Here is a 14,673-nt window from a genome sequence, read left to right on the forward strand (position 1 = left end):
TGATCCTCCCAATCTCAGGCTTAAGTCTTGAATTCCCTTGAGATTATACAGATGGGAGCGGTTTGTAGATATGACATTGGTAACGGCGGGCTACTTGACAGAAGTAAGAAATTCTTTATCTACATACTTATAAGCCTCAAATAAACCTTGAGAGCCATAAGGTACATCTAATTCATGTCCATTCAAAGTAATATAGGATTGCCCTGTTACAGCTAACTCCTGATGAAAGGGATCTATCTTTTTAATGTTTTCTACATTTGTAAATGAAAAAACCCATGTCTCAGCATTCGTAGCCAAGTCACCCGCTGCAATGACTATCTCGTTAGTTCCATCATGATCAAAGTCGTAAACACTCGCTTGAAGCCTATAGCCTGCTTTCAATTCCCCAAACTCGTCAAAGGCTTCCGATTCTCCAGTTGAAGACAGGTCGAGCGGCCAACCTGTAGACTCGGAAGGGAATACCACCAACGTTTTCACCCCGTTAGGATGATCCATCCCTTTTCATAAATTTCAAACCCCGTTCCTTTCACATTTATCCTACTAATATTCCATAAAACAATGGTGCTATGTAATTTCCATAGATAATAATAACATATATTGAATAGTGCCCTTGATTCCGACACATGTCCTGTAATTGTGATCAATATGTGAACTAGGCATACTTCTCATTCCCAAATCCATACTGAATATATCTGTTGGTAATGGAGGCGGGAATTATGGATAAAAGGATGAATCTGCTTATGTTCAGCGGCGATTATGATAAGGCAATGGCTGGACTGATTCTGGCAAATACAGCTCGGGAGCTGGATGTGGATGTGACGATGTTTTTTGCGTTCTGGGGACTATTTCTGGTTCGTGACCCTGACAAGATGACGTTTGAAGACAAGACCATTTATGAAAAAATCATGGGCTGGATGACTCCAAAAGGACCCGAGGAGCTGCCATTGTCCAAAATGAATTTTAGTGGCCTTGGCAAGCTGATGCTGACAGAAATGATCGAAGATAACGAAGCCCCGAAGCTCATTCATTTTCTGAAAGGAGCCCGAAAGAAAAATGTAAAATTTTATGCCTGTAAGCTATCGGTCGATATTATGGGTTTTAAACCGGAAGAATTTATACCTGAACTAGAAATTATCGAGGCCAAAACGTATCTAAAAGATGCGCTCGAATCCGATATGCAGTTGTTTATATAAGATAGACCTACTGCCTTATCCCGCTTTTGGATGAGGCTTTTATTGTGACTAAATGATGACACTCGCCTATTTTTTTTAACCCATTCGGGCCTACCTACGTACCCTAAGAAGACAGAACGACTTGGGAGGCGCCGTATGCTCATGGCTCGAATTGGAAGCAGTAATTGTAGGTATCAGCCTTCTAACGAGGCTTATTTCCAAAGGTATCGTGAAAGTACAATCGGATATCATCAGACCTTTGAATCTCCATACGGGCAAAAAAAGCTGATTTATGCGGATTGGGCAGCCAGCGGCCGTCTGTATGGACCCATCGAGTCGAAAATAGCTAATGAATTAGGCCCTTTTGTGGCGAACACGCATACGGAGTCTAATTTGACAGGAACTCTGATGACCCAAGCCTATGAAGAAGCGAAACAAATCATTAAAAACCACGTTCATGCCAATGAACATGATATCATCCTGTTCGCCGGGTCCGGTATGACAGGTGCAGTGAATAAGCTTCAGCGACTGTTAGGATTGAAAATACATGAAAATTTAAAGCCTCTCTACCCCATCGCCGAAAAAGAACGTCCCGTTATCTTCGTTACCCACATGGAGCATCATTCCAATCATATTTCCTGGGCAGAAACCATTGGAGACGTTGTGTGTCTTCCTCCGGGTCCCGGCGGAATGGTCGATCCAACTCATCTCGAACGACTGCTGCTTCAATTCCAGCATCGCCCTATCAAAATCGGCGCCTTTACCGCTTGCTCCAATGTTACAGGGTTCGAAGTACCGATTTACCAGCTAGCCCGCAAAATGCACGAACATGGTGGCGTTTGTTTCATTGATTTTTCGGCAAGCGCACCTTACGCCGAGATCAACATGCACCCCACAGATCCGCTTGAGAAACTGGACGGGATTGTATTTTCACCCCACAAATTTCTTGGGGGTCCCGGTACAAGCGGCGTTTTAATTATGGATTCGAGGCTGTGCCTCCATTGTGCTCCAGATCAGCCCGGAGGGGGCACAGTTAGCTGGACCAATCCTTGGGGTGGATACGAGTATAAAGATAATATTGAGGCCCGTGAGGATGGAGGGACGCCTGCCTTTCTACAGGCCGTTCGAACCGCGCTCTGCATTCGGCTGAAGGAACAAATGGGACAGAAGCGCTTGTTGGAGCGCAAAAAGGAACTGACATCATTATTACTAAAGAACTTGAGTACCATACCAGGGCTACACATCTTAGGAGGAGGCAGCCAAGAACGAATGGGAATCGTTTCTTTCGTTGTCGGCCATATTCACTATAACCTGATTGTAAAACTATTGAATGATCGGTTTGGCATTCAGGTCCGGGGCGGCTGCTCTTGTGCAGGCCCCTACGGACATTATTTGCTGGGCATCGACCACCAAACATCTAAACAAATGACAGACCTGATCCATGCGGGAGACTTATCTCGAAAACCGGGCTGGGTGCGTCTGTCGCTCCATCCCATGATGACGAATCAGGAAGTCTCCTATATCGCCTCTTCCATACGGGCAATCGTGGAAAACATCATGACCTGGCAAAAAGATTATACCTATCAACCAGAATCAAACGAGTGGCAATCTATGAATGAACATCACAAAATAGACATCAGCAAATGGTTTAATTTTAGTGATTAAGAGACTCCTGTCCGTTCCCTTCCTTCAAAACTCTCATAGAATATTCTGTAGGATTAATATATGAGGAAAGAAGTGACGACAATGGGTCTCAATTTTCGCAACAGTACTAATGCGGCTATCTATATTGCTTACGCTTATCCGAACTTCAACTGTAGTCCTATCAACTATGCCAAGATTGGCTGGTATCGTGTAGATCCTGGGCAGACAAGAGAAGTTTGGAGTGGATATGCCGGAGGCAATACGTTCTATTACTATGCCGAAAGTAGCTTTGGACGCACATGGTCAGGTTCTTATTTTACCCAGCTCCCTAGCCAGGCCTTCCATTGGTGTTGGAACGTAGGATGTACGACCTGTAGGAATTTAGGTATGCGGCGGATTCCTGTCAGTCCAATCTACGCAAGTTACACCATCAACCTGGTTAGCAGCGCTAGCCAAAGCGCACCTCAATCCGGGAATATCCGCATAGCCTTGCCTTCCAAACAAAGCACAGAAGGATCCTTAGTCGTAAGAATACCTAGAACGGCTAAAAAATTGAAACAGGGAAAACCTCTGTCATCCAACCGTGTTGCAGTACCTACAAGACTGAGAAAGAATTGATGTAGAATTCCTAATTCGAAAATTGCATGAGATCTAAAGCAGTCATATTTTTTATTAAAAGGAGCGACCTCACCCCCATGGCCTGCTCCTTTCTCTTTTATCTATGAGGTAATCCGCTTATTTACTCTCGGATTCCCACTTGGATATCTCTTCACGCACCCGTGGTGCTACCTCTGTTCCCAATAGCTCAATAGCTCTCATGACATCATCATGCGGCATCGTCCCGACGGGTACGTGGAGCAGAAAACGTGTAATGCCTACCTGTTTACGCAGATGGATGATTTTCTTGGCAACCGTGTCGGAATCGCCTACATACAACGCTCCTTCAAAGCTGCGTGCGGCATCGAAGCTGGAGCGAGTGTAAGGACCCCACCCCCGTTCACGCCCAAGCACATTCATGCTCTGCTGAGTAGAAGGGAAGAACTTATCCGCTGCCAGCTCAGTCGTCTCTGCGATAAAACCATGTGAGTGTGATGCAACCGGAAGCAGCGATGCATCATGACCGGCATGCCTAGCGGCTTTTTTATACAGTTCCACCAACGGGGCAAACTGTACAGGACTACCCCCAATAATCGCCAGGACTAACGGCAATCCGAGCAAGCCTGCACGAACCACAGATTCCTGATTACCCCCACTCCCAATCCATACGGGCAACGGATTTTGAACTGGACGCGGATACACGCCCAAATTGTTGATTGCCGGCCGATGTCCGCCTTTCCAGGTAACTTTCTCGGATTCCCGTATTTTCAATAACAGCTCCAGCTTTTCATCGAATAATTCATCGTAGTTATCCAAATCATACCCAAATAACGGGAACGATTCGATAAAAGAACCCCGGCCTGCCATAATCTCAGCTCGTCCATTCGAAATGCCGTCCAGTGTAGCAAAATCCTGAAACACACGTACGGGATCATCCGATGAAAGCACCGTAACTGCACTGGTTAACCGAATTCGTTGGGTCTGCGCAGCAGCAGCAGCGAGGATAACAGCCGGAGCAGATGCTGCATAATCTTTACGATGATGCTCCCCCAGGCCGTACACATCCAGCCCTACCTGATCTGCAAGCACAATCTCCTCGACAACTTCACGTATTCGTTGTGCATGACTGATGACCTCACCCGTTTGGGGATCCGGCGTTGTTTCTACAAACGTGCTTATCCCTATCTCCACTTGTTCTACCCCCTATTTTCATGCCCTATTCTCATACGGCTGCTTTCAAAGCCAATCATTTTAAAAACCGATATCTTTATATTGAACCTTTTTCACATCTTTTTCAAGCTCTCTTTTTCTGAGTCTGAAAACCAGTCAAGGGAAGTGTCTAGATTCGCCGCAGGAAAAGAAGTCTCTTTGTCGAATATGGTATGGAATAAAGAAGATTCCCATCCCACAACATGAATACAACAAGGAGGCACATACATTTATGGCTTTTGTCATTAACAATTTAAAGGATAACAGCAATGTTGCCATCACTGACCAATTAGGCGGATTTACGGTACTGGAATACATAACAGATTTGAGTTCCACCTCGGTGGAGGCTGCGAAAAACAATTACTATATGAGCAAAAGTAATATGCGCCGCAAACAACTCATGATCGAAATCAACAATAGCGAGATTATGATGAAGGCGGGAGCCATGCAATATACTGTGGGTAGCATGGAAATGACTACCGGTGTAAAAGGCGTTGGAGGCTTAATGCGAAACTTGGTGTCCGGTGCTGTAACCGGGACAGGTGCCATTAAACCACACTATAAAGGCACGGGTACCATCATGCTGGAGCCTACCTACCAATATATTTGGCTTATTGATGTGGACAATGATGATATTGCCATCGAAGACGGCTTGTTTTTGGCTTGTGACACGACGCTAGACATATCCGTCGTTGCACGTAGTAATCTTTCCTCTGCTGCACTGGGCGGAGAAGGGTTATTTAATTTAAGCGCCCGCGGGAAAGGAGTGCTGGCACTTCAAGCTCCGATCCCTTCCGAGGAAGCGGTCGTTATAGAATTGCAAAATGATGTGCTGAAGGTGGATGGTAACTTTGCCCTCATGTGGTCCAATACCTTACAGTTCACCGTCGAAAAATCCGGGAAAACCAAAATGGGTTCTGCTGCTTCCGGCGAAGGGCTGGTAAATGTGTACAGGGGAACAGGAACCGTATGGTTAGCACCATTATAAACATAAGAAAGGAGAAGCCCCGGCTTCTCCTTTCTTACATTTTAATTCTTTTTTACAAACTCCGATTTTAGCTTCATTGCTCCAAAACCATCAATTTTGCAGTCAATATCATGATCGCCATCCACCAGACGGATGTTTTTTACTTTGGTCCCGATTTTCAAGACGGATGAGCTTCCCTTCACTTTAAGGTCTTTAATGACCGTTACAGAGTCACCATCCTGCAGGATGTTACCATTCGCATCTTTGACGACCTTTACGTCTTCACTGCTTGCTTCTGACTCGGTAGACCACTCATGAGCGCATTCCGGGCAAATGAAAAGACTGCGATCCTCATAAGTGTACTCTGAATTACATTCAGGACAATTTGGTAAATTAGACATGGTATTATGTACTCCATTCATTTTCAAATTCTACTGCTATGCTAAGCTTCCTGGATAGACCAAGCCTGCTCCAAGTCTCCCTTGGAGTTCCCTACAAGTATATTGGATAAACAGTCACGATTCCACTCATGGATGAAATTAATCTGAGTTTTGTACCGATACGTAAGCGCCCTGCCTCTGAAAATACCCAGAGGGTGAACATGTAACTAAAACGGATGCTGACCTCTCTAGGCAGCATCCGTTTTAGACATAAGCAGTATCATATGTTGAAATTGTACTCTACGGTACGTTTATTATGCTTGGGTTTGCTTGATCAGTTCACTCATTCCTTGGCTAAGCGGCGTAAGGGGGCGTTTCAACAACTTCTCGAAATCGTTGCTTACGACATCCAGAGCTCCTTCACGAATCGCTTGTTGAATACCGACCACAATAGGGATTGCACCTTCCGGGACTCCCGCACCGAGCATAACCTCGGCATACGTAGCATCATCCACCTGCTGTACAGGAACGTCTTTGCCCAGAACCTCAGCCAGTATCGCTGCAAACTCTTCTTGGGTAATCGGCTTACCGGAGAGCTCGTATATTGTATTCTCATGCCCTTCGCCAGACAAAACGGTTGCAGCTGCTTGCGCATAATCTGCGCGGGTAGCCCAACCTACTTTACCGGACCCTGCCGAGGTTAGCCAAGGAGCCCCCGCGAGTACGGATTGGATCGTGCCTGCCTCATTCTCCAGATACCAATTATTACGCAGGAAGGAGTAAGGAATACCTGACTCGCGAATGAACTCCTCCGTGATGCGATGTACGGGGGCAAGGAATAGAGTGCTGTCAGCGGCATTGGCAGCGCTAGTATAGGCGATGAAGCCTACTCCAGCACGTACAGCAGCATCAACAGCCGCTTTATGCTGACGGATTCTAGTATCATTATCCCCGTCTGCGGATATAATCAGCAATCGGTCTACTCCAGCAAACGCCTGATCCAGCGTCTCCGGTTTATCAAAGTCGCCATGACGAACGTCAACACCACGAGACCTTAAGTTCTCTGCTTTTTCTGGATTTCTTACGCTAACAATAAGATCGTTTGCGGAGACAAATGTAAGCAACGTATCTGCCACGATGGAACCCAGTTGCCCCGTTGCTCCTGTTAATGCGATTTTCATATGAAATCCTCCATTCAGATTTTTGTTTACTTTTATATAGTAACTAAAAATATAACACATGTCTAATCTAGAGTCTAAAGGTCTGCTTTTCGGGTAAGAGTGGGTAACCCAAACTTTCCCCAGAGAAAGGAACCTGTATATGAAGAAAGCTATGATCATTGTAAATCCCTCTTCCGGCAAAGAGGAATCCCTCCAACATGTCAGCAGCGTAGAAGAAATTCTACGTGATCAAGGATACGTTGTTACGGTTAAAGAGACGGCAAAGGAACTGGACGCCACCCGTTTTTGCGTTAATGCGTGTGAGGAAGCTTGTGACCTAGTCGTTTCCATCGGTGGGGATGGCACACTTCACGAAACCATTAACGGATTCATTGATCAAGACCACCGTCCAAGGCTGGGTGTCATCCCCCTTGGGACAGTCAATGATTTTGCCCGTGCCTTACACATTCCGCTAAGTCCTGAGCTGGCAATCCGTACACTGACTTCTACCCGCGTGAAAAACGTAGATATGGGCCTCTTAAACGGCCGAATGTTTGCCAATGTGGTTGCCACAGGTTCGCTTGCTGAATCGCTATCAGCTGTATCATCAGACGATAAATCCATGTTTGGCACGTTTGCCTACTTCAAAGAAGGCATGAAAGAGCTTATCAGCCATCCTGCCCACTCACTTATCGTCCGCTATGATGACAAGACCTGGGAAGGGAAATCTCCACTCTTTTTGGCTACGTTAACCAATTCAGTTGGCGGATTCGAGAAACTGGCACCCGATGCGGCTGTTGATGATGGTCTACTTCACTGCTTTATTTTCAAAAACCTCAATATATTGAACACCGTGACGGCCAGCATATCCTTATTTTTAGGCAACCTGAAGGATCATAGTGATATCGTTTACTTTACCGCAAAGCATGTAAGTGTCAGCTCCACAGAACCGGTCAGTACGAATGTAGATGGTGAGGAAGGGCCGTCTTTGCCTATCGAGCTTGGTATTTTACCGCGTCATATTGAGGTAATTGTGCCGGAAGAGGTTTAAGTAATGCGGTGCTGGTCCTCAAGCTTGAGGATCATACTCGCTCAATTTCCCCTCGTAGATCAAATGGAATCGATCACTTTGACGAAAATCATCTGGCGTAACAAGAGCGGGCAGTTTGTTCCATATTTTTATGCCGGATCGCTGTAAAATTTCCGCGACGAATTGGGAACAAAAATAGGAATTGCTGAACTCGACTGGTTCTTTGAGTGCAATACCGATCAAACCCAGTAAGTTATACATATATTTTTGACGACTTCGGATAAATACATGTAAAACTCGCTTCATTTTTTCGACTTCACGGTCGGTTACTTGAAGCTCGTAGATAACGCATGTTGTATTCGGAAATCTGCTGTATGTACCTGTCTTAATATCCTCTTTCACGAAACCACCATCCAGAGGGTTATTCGGGGTCTTTCTTCCGAAGCTGTATAACTCCGAAAGTTCCCGGTTGAAGGAAATGGAGGCGTGATTGTATGGCGCTCTCGTATAGCTTTTAATGACTCTCGTAAGAAACGTTCCCGTATTCGTAAGCAAGATAAAGACGGATTGATCTGCTACCATTTACGAAATTTCCCCTTATCAAGTTTGAATTATTCCTTCATAATAACATAGGAACCCTAATGGAACCCTATTTCGCGATAAGTTGGTGAGTGGTAATGGATAGTTCGCTATTAACGTTAATCCTTATTTTTACAGCCTTATTGGTCATCCATCTGATTTACATAGTAGTAGTCAAAACACAGCCAGACAAAGACTATGCAGCTATTGGGCTTCGCATCAAGACATGGTGGGGTATGTTCTTTATCTTTTGCTTGGCAACTCTTTTCAATCCGATCGTTTCACTGCTTTCCTTGATGGCACTCACCTTTTTTGCGCTAAAAGAATACTTTTCCATGATTAGATCCAGAAAAGCTGATCGCAGATTGTTTCTATGGGCGTACTTGGCGATTCCCGTACAATTTTATTGGATTTATATCGGGTGGTACGGAATGTTTATTGTCTTTATCCCTATCTATGTATTCTTGCTGCTACCGCTCCCGCGATTGATCAACAAAGGAACGGTTGGTTTTTTGCGCAGTGTCAGCTCGACCCAATGGGGACTCATGCTGATGGTTTTCGGGTTGAGTCATCTGGCCTATTTTCAGTTTGCTACGCCGCAATACGGAGCGAAACTTGTACTTTTTCTAGTGTTACTGACGCAACTCAATGATGTCGTACACTATCTAGCATCACTCTATTTCGGAAAACGGAAAATCGTCCCGACATCCAATCCCAATATAACTTGGGAAGGGTTTGCATTCGCTTTTCCCGTAACTATAGCGGCCTCCTATCTCATCTATCCCTACCTGACGCCGTTTGACCTGAAATTTGGAATTATTTTCGGCATGCTGATCAGCTTGAGCGGTTTCTTCGGCAGCTTAACGGTTTCCGTGCTGAAGCGGGATTTATTAATCGGCGATGATGATAAGTTCGATGCTTTGAAAAAAAGCTACTTAAGCCGGGTGGATAGCTTGACCTACACCTCGCCCGTCTTTTTCCACGTAATTCGTTATTTTTTTGACTTTATGTAGGATCAACTGTATTTTTCTTGGAATCTCTCTACTCTGTTTTCCTTCATCACTCCACGATACTCTGCTTGCTTCTCACGTTTTCACTTTAGTTAGTCGGGGTAAGTACACTATATCGGAAAAGTCCTTATCCCTTAAAAACAATCTTGAGGAGGCATTAGAAATGGCAGAGCACAATCATGTTGTAAATAAGGAAGGCGAAGTGGCATTGAACAAAGTAGATGACGCATTAAATCGGATAGACGACAGCAAAAAGGATGACATTCTGAGCAACTTTGATTCATTCAAAAGTTATTTGAGCGACAAGATTGAAATGGCTCAAAATATTGGTCTGAATGAAGAATTGATCGCAAAAGCAGCTGAGAAGATAGCTGGATATCTGGCAGCCAAAGAAGAACCTCGAAACAGCGAGGAGAAGCTCCTCCAGGAGCTGTGGAAAGCGGGGGACAAAGAGCAGCAGCATGCGCTTGCCCATATGCTAGTACGCATGGCACAATCCTCGTAAGAATACATGCTTTAGGAAAGAGAGGCTCCCGGCTGAAACTTCGGGAGCCTCTCTTCTTTAATTCAAGTTCTTATCGCTTGGAATTAATGCACCTGATCCAGCAATTGATATGCTTCTTCCTTCGTTTTAACCGCCAGGAGCGCTTCTCTGAAATGATCATCCATCAGCTTACGCGATAACATTTGCAGTACTTTCAGATGCGCATTTTCCTTGCTGTTGCGCGGTACGGCAATCATGAAGATCAGTTTTGCTTCACTTCCGTCTGCACTATTCCAGTCAACCCCGCCCTGCTTGATGCCGAAGACCACGCTTGGCTTCAGGACAGCTTCCGATTTGCCATGAGGAATGGCAATATTCATTCCAATGCCTGTGGAGCCTTCTTCCTCTCTGGCTAATATCGCCTGTTTGAAATCACTGGCAGAACTTACGGCTCCAGTTCTCTCAAGTACTCCGATCATTTCATCAACCACAGCATCTCGTGTCGTTCCTTCCAGATCCAAATTAATCAGATCCATCGTTACAATATCCGTCAGTTTCTCAATGTGAATGGCTTGTGGAGAAACGGCTGGCCCATTATTTGTAACAGTTGTTGAAGCAGATGACTCCGTAGCGGCCGTTGTAGTAATCGCAGATTGTCCAGCTTCCCCAGCAACATCAGGAGTTACAGTTGCTGCAATATCTTTTTTCAGCAAGCTCACCAGGACAACCGATACAGCTACGCCGACAATAACGGCGATGAAGAACATGAGCACATGGTCCACTGCACCAAGTACAGCTACAATCGGTCCACCGTGAGCTACCTTGTCACCTACATTCCCCAACATCGCAATGACTGAACCGACCATGGATCCTACCATGATACTAGGAATAACACGTAGTGGATCTTGCGCCGCGAATGGAATTGCACCTTCGGTAATACCGAACAACCCCATTGTGAATGTTGCCTTCCCAGCCTCGCGTTCCGCAGGTGCAAATTTACGTTTGTTGATCATGGCTGCAAGTCCCATCCCAATCGGCGGAATACAAATCGCAACGGCGATTGGCCCCATAATTTCATAATTCCCTTCGCCGATCATGGCCGAACCGAATAAGAAAGCAACTTTGTTCACAGGGCCGCCCATATCAAAGGAGATCATCGCACCTAGAATCAATGCCAGTAGAATTGAGCTTGTACCTTGCATACCTGCAAGCCAACCCGTTAAAGCCTCAAACAATTGTGCGACTGGAGCACCAATCACAAAGACAAAGATTAATCCAACAATTAACGATGCCAATACAGGGATAATAATTATAGGCATGATCGGCTGTAATGCTCGGCCAACCTTGATTTTCCGAATCCCAAGTGCAACATAACCGGCCAGGAAACCGGCGATAATGCCGCCGATAAATCCAGCCCCCGCCTCACTTCCATAAAAGCTGCCGTTCGCAGCAATGAATCCGCCAATCATACCCGGTGCAAGCCCCGGTCTATCTGCAATACTCATCGCGATAAATCCGGCGAGGATCGGTATCATAAAGGTAAACGAAGCCGAACCGATATCCTGAACCGTCTTCCAGAATGAACCGTCCGGTATAACCAGACCGCCTGGTGTCTTCTCACCGCCAATCGTCAACGCAATGGCAATGAGCAATCCCCCAATGACGATGAAGGGTACCATATAGGATACACCGTTCATCAAGTGGCGGTAGATGGGATTTTGTTTCGGTTTGTTCTCCTGTGAACTACCTTCGGCAGAACGTGACTCTGCTTGGTACACAGGTACATTACCCTTCATCACCCGCTGGATCAATTCTTCTGGACGGCGAATGCCATCCTGTACGCCAACGACCAGTAGTTTCTTACCGACGAAGCGGTCTTTGACCACCGTTTTATCCGCTGCAATAATAATGCCATCTGCCTCACGGATCTCCTGCTCGGTCAGTTGATTTTCGACTCCAATGGAGCCTTGTGTCTCGACCTTCATCTCGACGCCCAGCTTTGCTGCTGCCTTTTGCAGATTCTCAGCTGCCATATACGTATGTGCAATTCCGTTAGGACATGAGGTAATCGCTAATATCTTCATAGTCATTCCCCTTCTCTCTGTTGTTTCCGCTTACATTCATAGTATAAAGGCCTATCTTGCTGTTATCGGACGAACTTTTTACCGGAACTTTCGGAAAAACGGAATTATACCAACAAAAAAACAGGACTTATCTATAAGTCCTCAGATTGTCGAGAAACCCCCTGTTTTTTTGCAGGGGGTTTAAAACTGTCTTAGTGGTCTAAAAACTAGGGTCCTCAGATCGTTTTAAATCGATTTTTGTTTTAAAAGATGCGTCTCCCCATATAAAAATAGAAGTGTCGAAAAGTCCTCTGGACTTTCTCGACACTCTGAGGACTTATCTATAAGTCCTGTTCCAGAGCACAGCTTTTGATTTTAGTTTATCCCTTCATTCTCCCTAATAATCTCATCGCATCGGTCTCCTTAGATAAGGCATGAACCAAAGCAGGCTGCTCACTGATCAGGGACAATTCCTTAAATAACTGGCGCATTTCTCCCCGCCCATCCTGTTTGACCGCAAGCAAGAACACAAGCTCTACTTTCTCGGTTCCCCAGGTAAGCGGCTGCTTCAAGGTAGCGATTACAATGGAGGACTGCCTTATCCACTCAGAACCGCCATGCGGGATGGCTATGCCTCCCCCAATCGTCGTGGCCGACATTTTTTCTCGCGCCAGTACGCTGTCCACATAACCAGGCTCCACATATCCTTTGTCCTCCAGTATTTGCGCCAGCTTGGAGATCAATTGTTCCGGATGCTGCACTTCCTGCTGGGGAAAGACCAAAAAAGGTGTTGTATATTTAAAAAATACCGATTCTTCTGCTGCCCTATGTTCCGGCTCATCCAGTCGTCGGATCACTTGCTCCAGTCGACGTTCGTCCTTGGCATCCAGCAAGGGAGAGACGAGAATGTGCGGAATGTTCATCTCTGGGAGATCTACAGTGGTAATGACGAGATCCACCTCCTGGGCTGCCAGATAGTCCTGGACTTCTGCTTTGGAAAGGGTTGTCTCCACATGTACAGCCGGAAATTTACGTTCCACCTTGGTGCGTAGCAGTTGGGACATACCGATGCCCATGTGACACACGATGATGGCTCTCTGGGGATGACTCTCTTTCTGGTGCAATCGCTCCACAGAAGCCTGAAAATGCAGCGTTAAATACGCCGCTTCCTCCTCGGGGAATGATAGCCGGGTCCATTTCCCCACCTCTTCCAGTGTAATAATAACTCGGTCGAACATGTAGGGGTACATCTTCTTGATCTCGGCCAGCATAGGATTGGACACGGTCAATCCATATTGAAGACGGTTCAGGGTCGTATATAAATGGACATTCAACCCTTTCAGCAACATCTTATCCTTGGAAAAGGCAATCATATTCAGCTCGGACATCCGCCGGACTAACTGCTCAATCAACTCAGGCAAAAGCGGGTGGCTATCTGCCAGCTCACCTTGTTTTCCTGTTTTTCCCTCCTGCTGGTAACGGAACTTCCCGCTAAGCAGGTGCAGAGTTAAATACGCCGTCTCTTCCTTGGAAAAAGGCACAGCAAACAACTTTTGCAACTGCTGCAAAAAAGACGTAGCCCATGTAAATTCGCGTCTCTCCTGCAAAAAGGCAATGTCCTGCTTGGAGAGCGAAATGGGTTGTCCCATCTTGGTTCGTTTAACCATTAAGAGGATATGCAGCATTAGAGCTTCGAAAGCTTCGTCAGTAAAGCTGAGCTCATGGCGTTTTTGAAATGCTTTTAATTCATGATTTATGGTTGTAATCTCGTGCGATTCAAACTGTTTGCGCATCATCTGTCCTGTTAACTCAGGACTGTCAATCAGCTGGTTCATCCGCGCCAAAGCGATACGCTTATTTTTCTCAGAGCCTTGAATGGTCAATCCAACGCGCTGCTTGGTAATCAAGGCCAGATCAAAGCTGTGCAGCCAGCCATCGATCTTCTCCATATCTCTACGAATCACAGTCTTGTTCACATAATACTGTGAAGCTAGATCCTGGATGGTCACAGGCTTGGCATTCATCAAGAGCCGATAGGCGACATGCAGCACCCTTTCCTCATCCGACTCATGTTGGGCTGTACTCTCGTCCGCATACAGTCGATGGAACAATTCATTATGATCCGCTTCACCCATCTCCAGATAAATGCCGCGTCCCGGCCTTCTCACCAGATTGGCATCAGAATGCTTGACGATATAATCTTCAATTACTTTCAGATCGTTGCGGATCGTCTTTTCAGAGCAGTCGGTCAGATCCGCCAGATCCTGCGCTAACCACAACCGGTCCGGTTCAGTTAACAACAGGCGTAAAATTTCCATTTGCCTTTTATTCATTCCATTCTCCCATCTTCCAAAATAAAGAATGTCCAGGGCATTTCG

Annotated in this window: 14 protein-coding genes; 7 read left to right on the forward strand and 7 right to left on the reverse strand. The window is 45.8% G+C overall.

The genetic code is table 11. The annotated features are described in order from the left end of the window. Window positions 1-90 precede the first annotated feature (90 nt). A complete protein-coding gene (locus tag ACYCSE_RS08675; protein ID WP_452567785.1) occupies window positions 91-477 on the reverse strand; it encodes a hypothetical protein in 387 nt (128 codons plus the stop codon). 239 nt (window positions 478-716) lie between these two features. Between ACYCSE_RS08675 and ACYCSE_RS08680 the strand changes: the two genes are divergently transcribed. The 3 genes from ACYCSE_RS08680 (at window position 717) to ACYCSE_RS08690 (ending at window position 3,434) form a co-directional block, all read left to right on the forward strand. After that, complete coding sequence (locus ACYCSE_RS08680; RefSeq protein WP_023991039.1) at window positions 717-1,193, forward strand: DsrE/DsrF/DrsH-like family protein; 477 nt, start codon at window positions 717-719, stop codon at window positions 1,191-1,193. A gap of 135 nt (window positions 1,194-1,328) precedes the next feature. After that, a complete protein-coding gene (locus ACYCSE_RS08685) occupies window positions 1,329-2,837 on the forward strand; it encodes an aminotransferase class V-fold PLP-dependent enzyme (protein ID WP_459702038.1) in 1,509 nt (502 codons plus the stop codon). Between the two features lie 81 nt (window positions 2,838-2,918). After that, window positions 2,919-3,434, forward strand: coding sequence for a DUF1036 domain-containing protein (locus ACYCSE_RS08690; RefSeq protein WP_250262151.1), 516 nt, complete (start codon window positions 2,919-2,921; stop codon window positions 3,432-3,434). Between the two features lie 117 nt (window positions 3,435-3,551). Here ACYCSE_RS08690 and ACYCSE_RS08695 read toward each other — a convergent pair whose 3' ends face one another. After that, on the reverse strand, window positions 3,552-4,604 hold the full coding sequence (locus tag ACYCSE_RS08695) for an LLM class flavin-dependent oxidoreductase (protein WP_459702039.1): 1,053 nt from the start codon (window positions 4,602-4,604) through the stop codon (window positions 3,552-3,554). Between the two features lie 250 nt (window positions 4,605-4,854). On the opposite strand from ACYCSE_RS08695, the gene ACYCSE_RS08700 reads away from it, so the two are divergent. Next, the gene (locus ACYCSE_RS08700) at window positions 4,855-5,610 is read left to right on the forward strand and encodes an AIM24 family protein (protein WP_068939217.1); all 756 of its coding nucleotides are present in this window, start codon (window positions 4,855-4,857) and stop codon (window positions 5,608-5,610) included. A gap of 41 nt (window positions 5,611-5,651) precedes the next feature. On the opposite strand, the gene ACYCSE_RS08705 is transcribed toward ACYCSE_RS08700, so the two are convergent. Further along, window positions 5,652-5,990 carry a zinc ribbon domain-containing protein YjdM gene (locus ACYCSE_RS08705; RefSeq protein WP_013312677.1) on the reverse strand — a complete coding sequence of 113 codons (339 nt, stop codon included), beginning with the start codon at window positions 5,988-5,990 and terminating at the stop codon, window positions 5,652-5,654. 293 nt (window positions 5,991-6,283) lie between these two features. Next, on the reverse strand, window positions 6,284-7,150 hold the full coding sequence (locus ACYCSE_RS08710; protein ID WP_459702040.1) for an SDR family oxidoreductase: 867 nt from the start codon (window positions 7,148-7,150) through the stop codon (window positions 6,284-6,286). Window positions 7,151-7,289: 139 nt separating this feature from the next. Here ACYCSE_RS08710 and ACYCSE_RS08715 point away from each other — a divergent pair, with 139 nt between their 5' ends. Continuing rightward, entirely contained in the window at window positions 7,290-8,180 is an 891-nt protein-coding gene (locus tag ACYCSE_RS08715) for a diacylglycerol/lipid kinase family protein (protein ID WP_459702042.1), read from the forward strand. Between the two features lie 18 nt (window positions 8,181-8,198). Here the strand turns inward: ACYCSE_RS08715 and ACYCSE_RS08720 are convergent, their stop codons facing one another. After that, window positions 8,199-8,741 (reverse strand): hypothetical protein, encoded by a 543-nt coding sequence (locus ACYCSE_RS08720; RefSeq protein WP_023991046.1) that lies wholly within the window; start codon window positions 8,739-8,741, stop codon window positions 8,199-8,201. A gap of 95 nt (window positions 8,742-8,836) precedes the next feature. Between ACYCSE_RS08720 and ACYCSE_RS08725 the strand changes: the two genes are divergently transcribed. Both ACYCSE_RS08725 and ACYCSE_RS08730 read left to right on the forward strand, forming a co-directional pair. Then, entirely contained in the window at window positions 8,837-9,751 is a 915-nt protein-coding gene (locus ACYCSE_RS08725) for a phosphatidate cytidylyltransferase (protein ID WP_459702043.1), read from the forward strand. 160 nt (window positions 9,752-9,911) lie between these two features. Next, entirely contained in the window at window positions 9,912-10,253 is a 342-nt protein-coding gene (locus ACYCSE_RS08730; protein WP_459702044.1) for a DUF3243 family protein, read from the forward strand. Between the two features lie 83 nt (window positions 10,254-10,336). Here ACYCSE_RS08730 and ACYCSE_RS08735 read toward each other — a convergent pair whose 3' ends face one another. Next, window positions 10,337-12,316 carry a fructose-specific PTS transporter subunit EIIC gene (locus ACYCSE_RS08735; RefSeq protein ID WP_459702045.1) on the reverse strand — a complete coding sequence of 660 codons (1,980 nt, stop codon included), beginning with the start codon at window positions 12,314-12,316 and terminating at the stop codon, window positions 10,337-10,339. 359 nt (window positions 12,317-12,675) lie between these two features. Continuing rightward, window positions 12,676-14,628 carry a BglG family transcription antiterminator gene (locus ACYCSE_RS08740; RefSeq protein ID WP_452567794.1) on the reverse strand — a complete coding sequence of 651 codons (1,953 nt, stop codon included), beginning with the start codon at window positions 14,626-14,628 and terminating at the stop codon, window positions 12,676-12,678. Window positions 14,629-14,673 lie beyond the last annotated feature (45 nt).

Source organism: Paenibacillus sp. SEL1, from assembly GCF_054602535.1.

What these genes read in the sequence shown, in the direction of transcription:
- ACYCSE_RS08715 (WP_459702042.1), top strand. Translation starts at nt 7,290, where the DNA reads ATGAAGAAAGCTATGATCATTGTAAATCCCTCTTCCGGCAAAGAGGAA.
- ACYCSE_RS08700 (WP_068939217.1), top strand. Translation starts at nt 4,855, where the DNA reads ATGGCTTTTGTCATTAACAATTTAAAGGATAACAGCAATGTTGCCATC.
- ACYCSE_RS08705 (WP_013312677.1), bottom strand. Translation starts at nt 5,990, where the DNA reads ATGTCTAATTTACCAAATTGTCCTGAATGTAATTCAGAGTACACTTAT.
- ACYCSE_RS08735 (WP_459702045.1), bottom strand. Translation starts at nt 12,316, where the DNA reads ATGAAGATATTAGCGATTACCTCATGTCCTAACGGAATTGCACATACG.
- ACYCSE_RS08710 (WP_459702040.1), bottom strand. Translation starts at nt 7,150, where the DNA reads ATGAAAATCGCATTAACAGGAGCAACGGGGCAACTGGGTTCCATCGTG.
- ACYCSE_RS08690 (WP_250262151.1), top strand. Translation starts at nt 2,919, where the DNA reads ATGGGTCTCAATTTTCGCAACAGTACTAATGCGGCTATCTATATTGCT.
- ACYCSE_RS08685 (WP_459702038.1), top strand. Translation starts at nt 1,329, where the DNA reads ATGCTCATGGCTCGAATTGGAAGCAGTAATTGTAGGTATCAGCCTTCT.
- ACYCSE_RS08680 (WP_023991039.1), top strand. Translation starts at nt 717, where the DNA reads ATGGATAAAAGGATGAATCTGCTTATGTTCAGCGGCGATTATGATAAG.
- ACYCSE_RS08720 (WP_023991046.1), bottom strand. Translation starts at nt 8,741, where the DNA reads ATGGTAGCAGATCAATCCGTCTTTATCTTGCTTACGAATACGGGAACG.
- ACYCSE_RS08740 (WP_452567794.1), bottom strand. Translation starts at nt 14,628, where the DNA reads ATGAATAAAAGGCAAATGGAAATTTTACGCCTGTTGTTAACTGAACCG.
- ACYCSE_RS08730 (WP_459702044.1), top strand. Translation starts at nt 9,912, where the DNA reads ATGGCAGAGCACAATCATGTTGTAAATAAGGAAGGCGAAGTGGCATTG.
- ACYCSE_RS08725 (WP_459702043.1), top strand. Translation starts at nt 8,837, where the DNA reads ATGGATAGTTCGCTATTAACGTTAATCCTTATTTTTACAGCCTTATTG.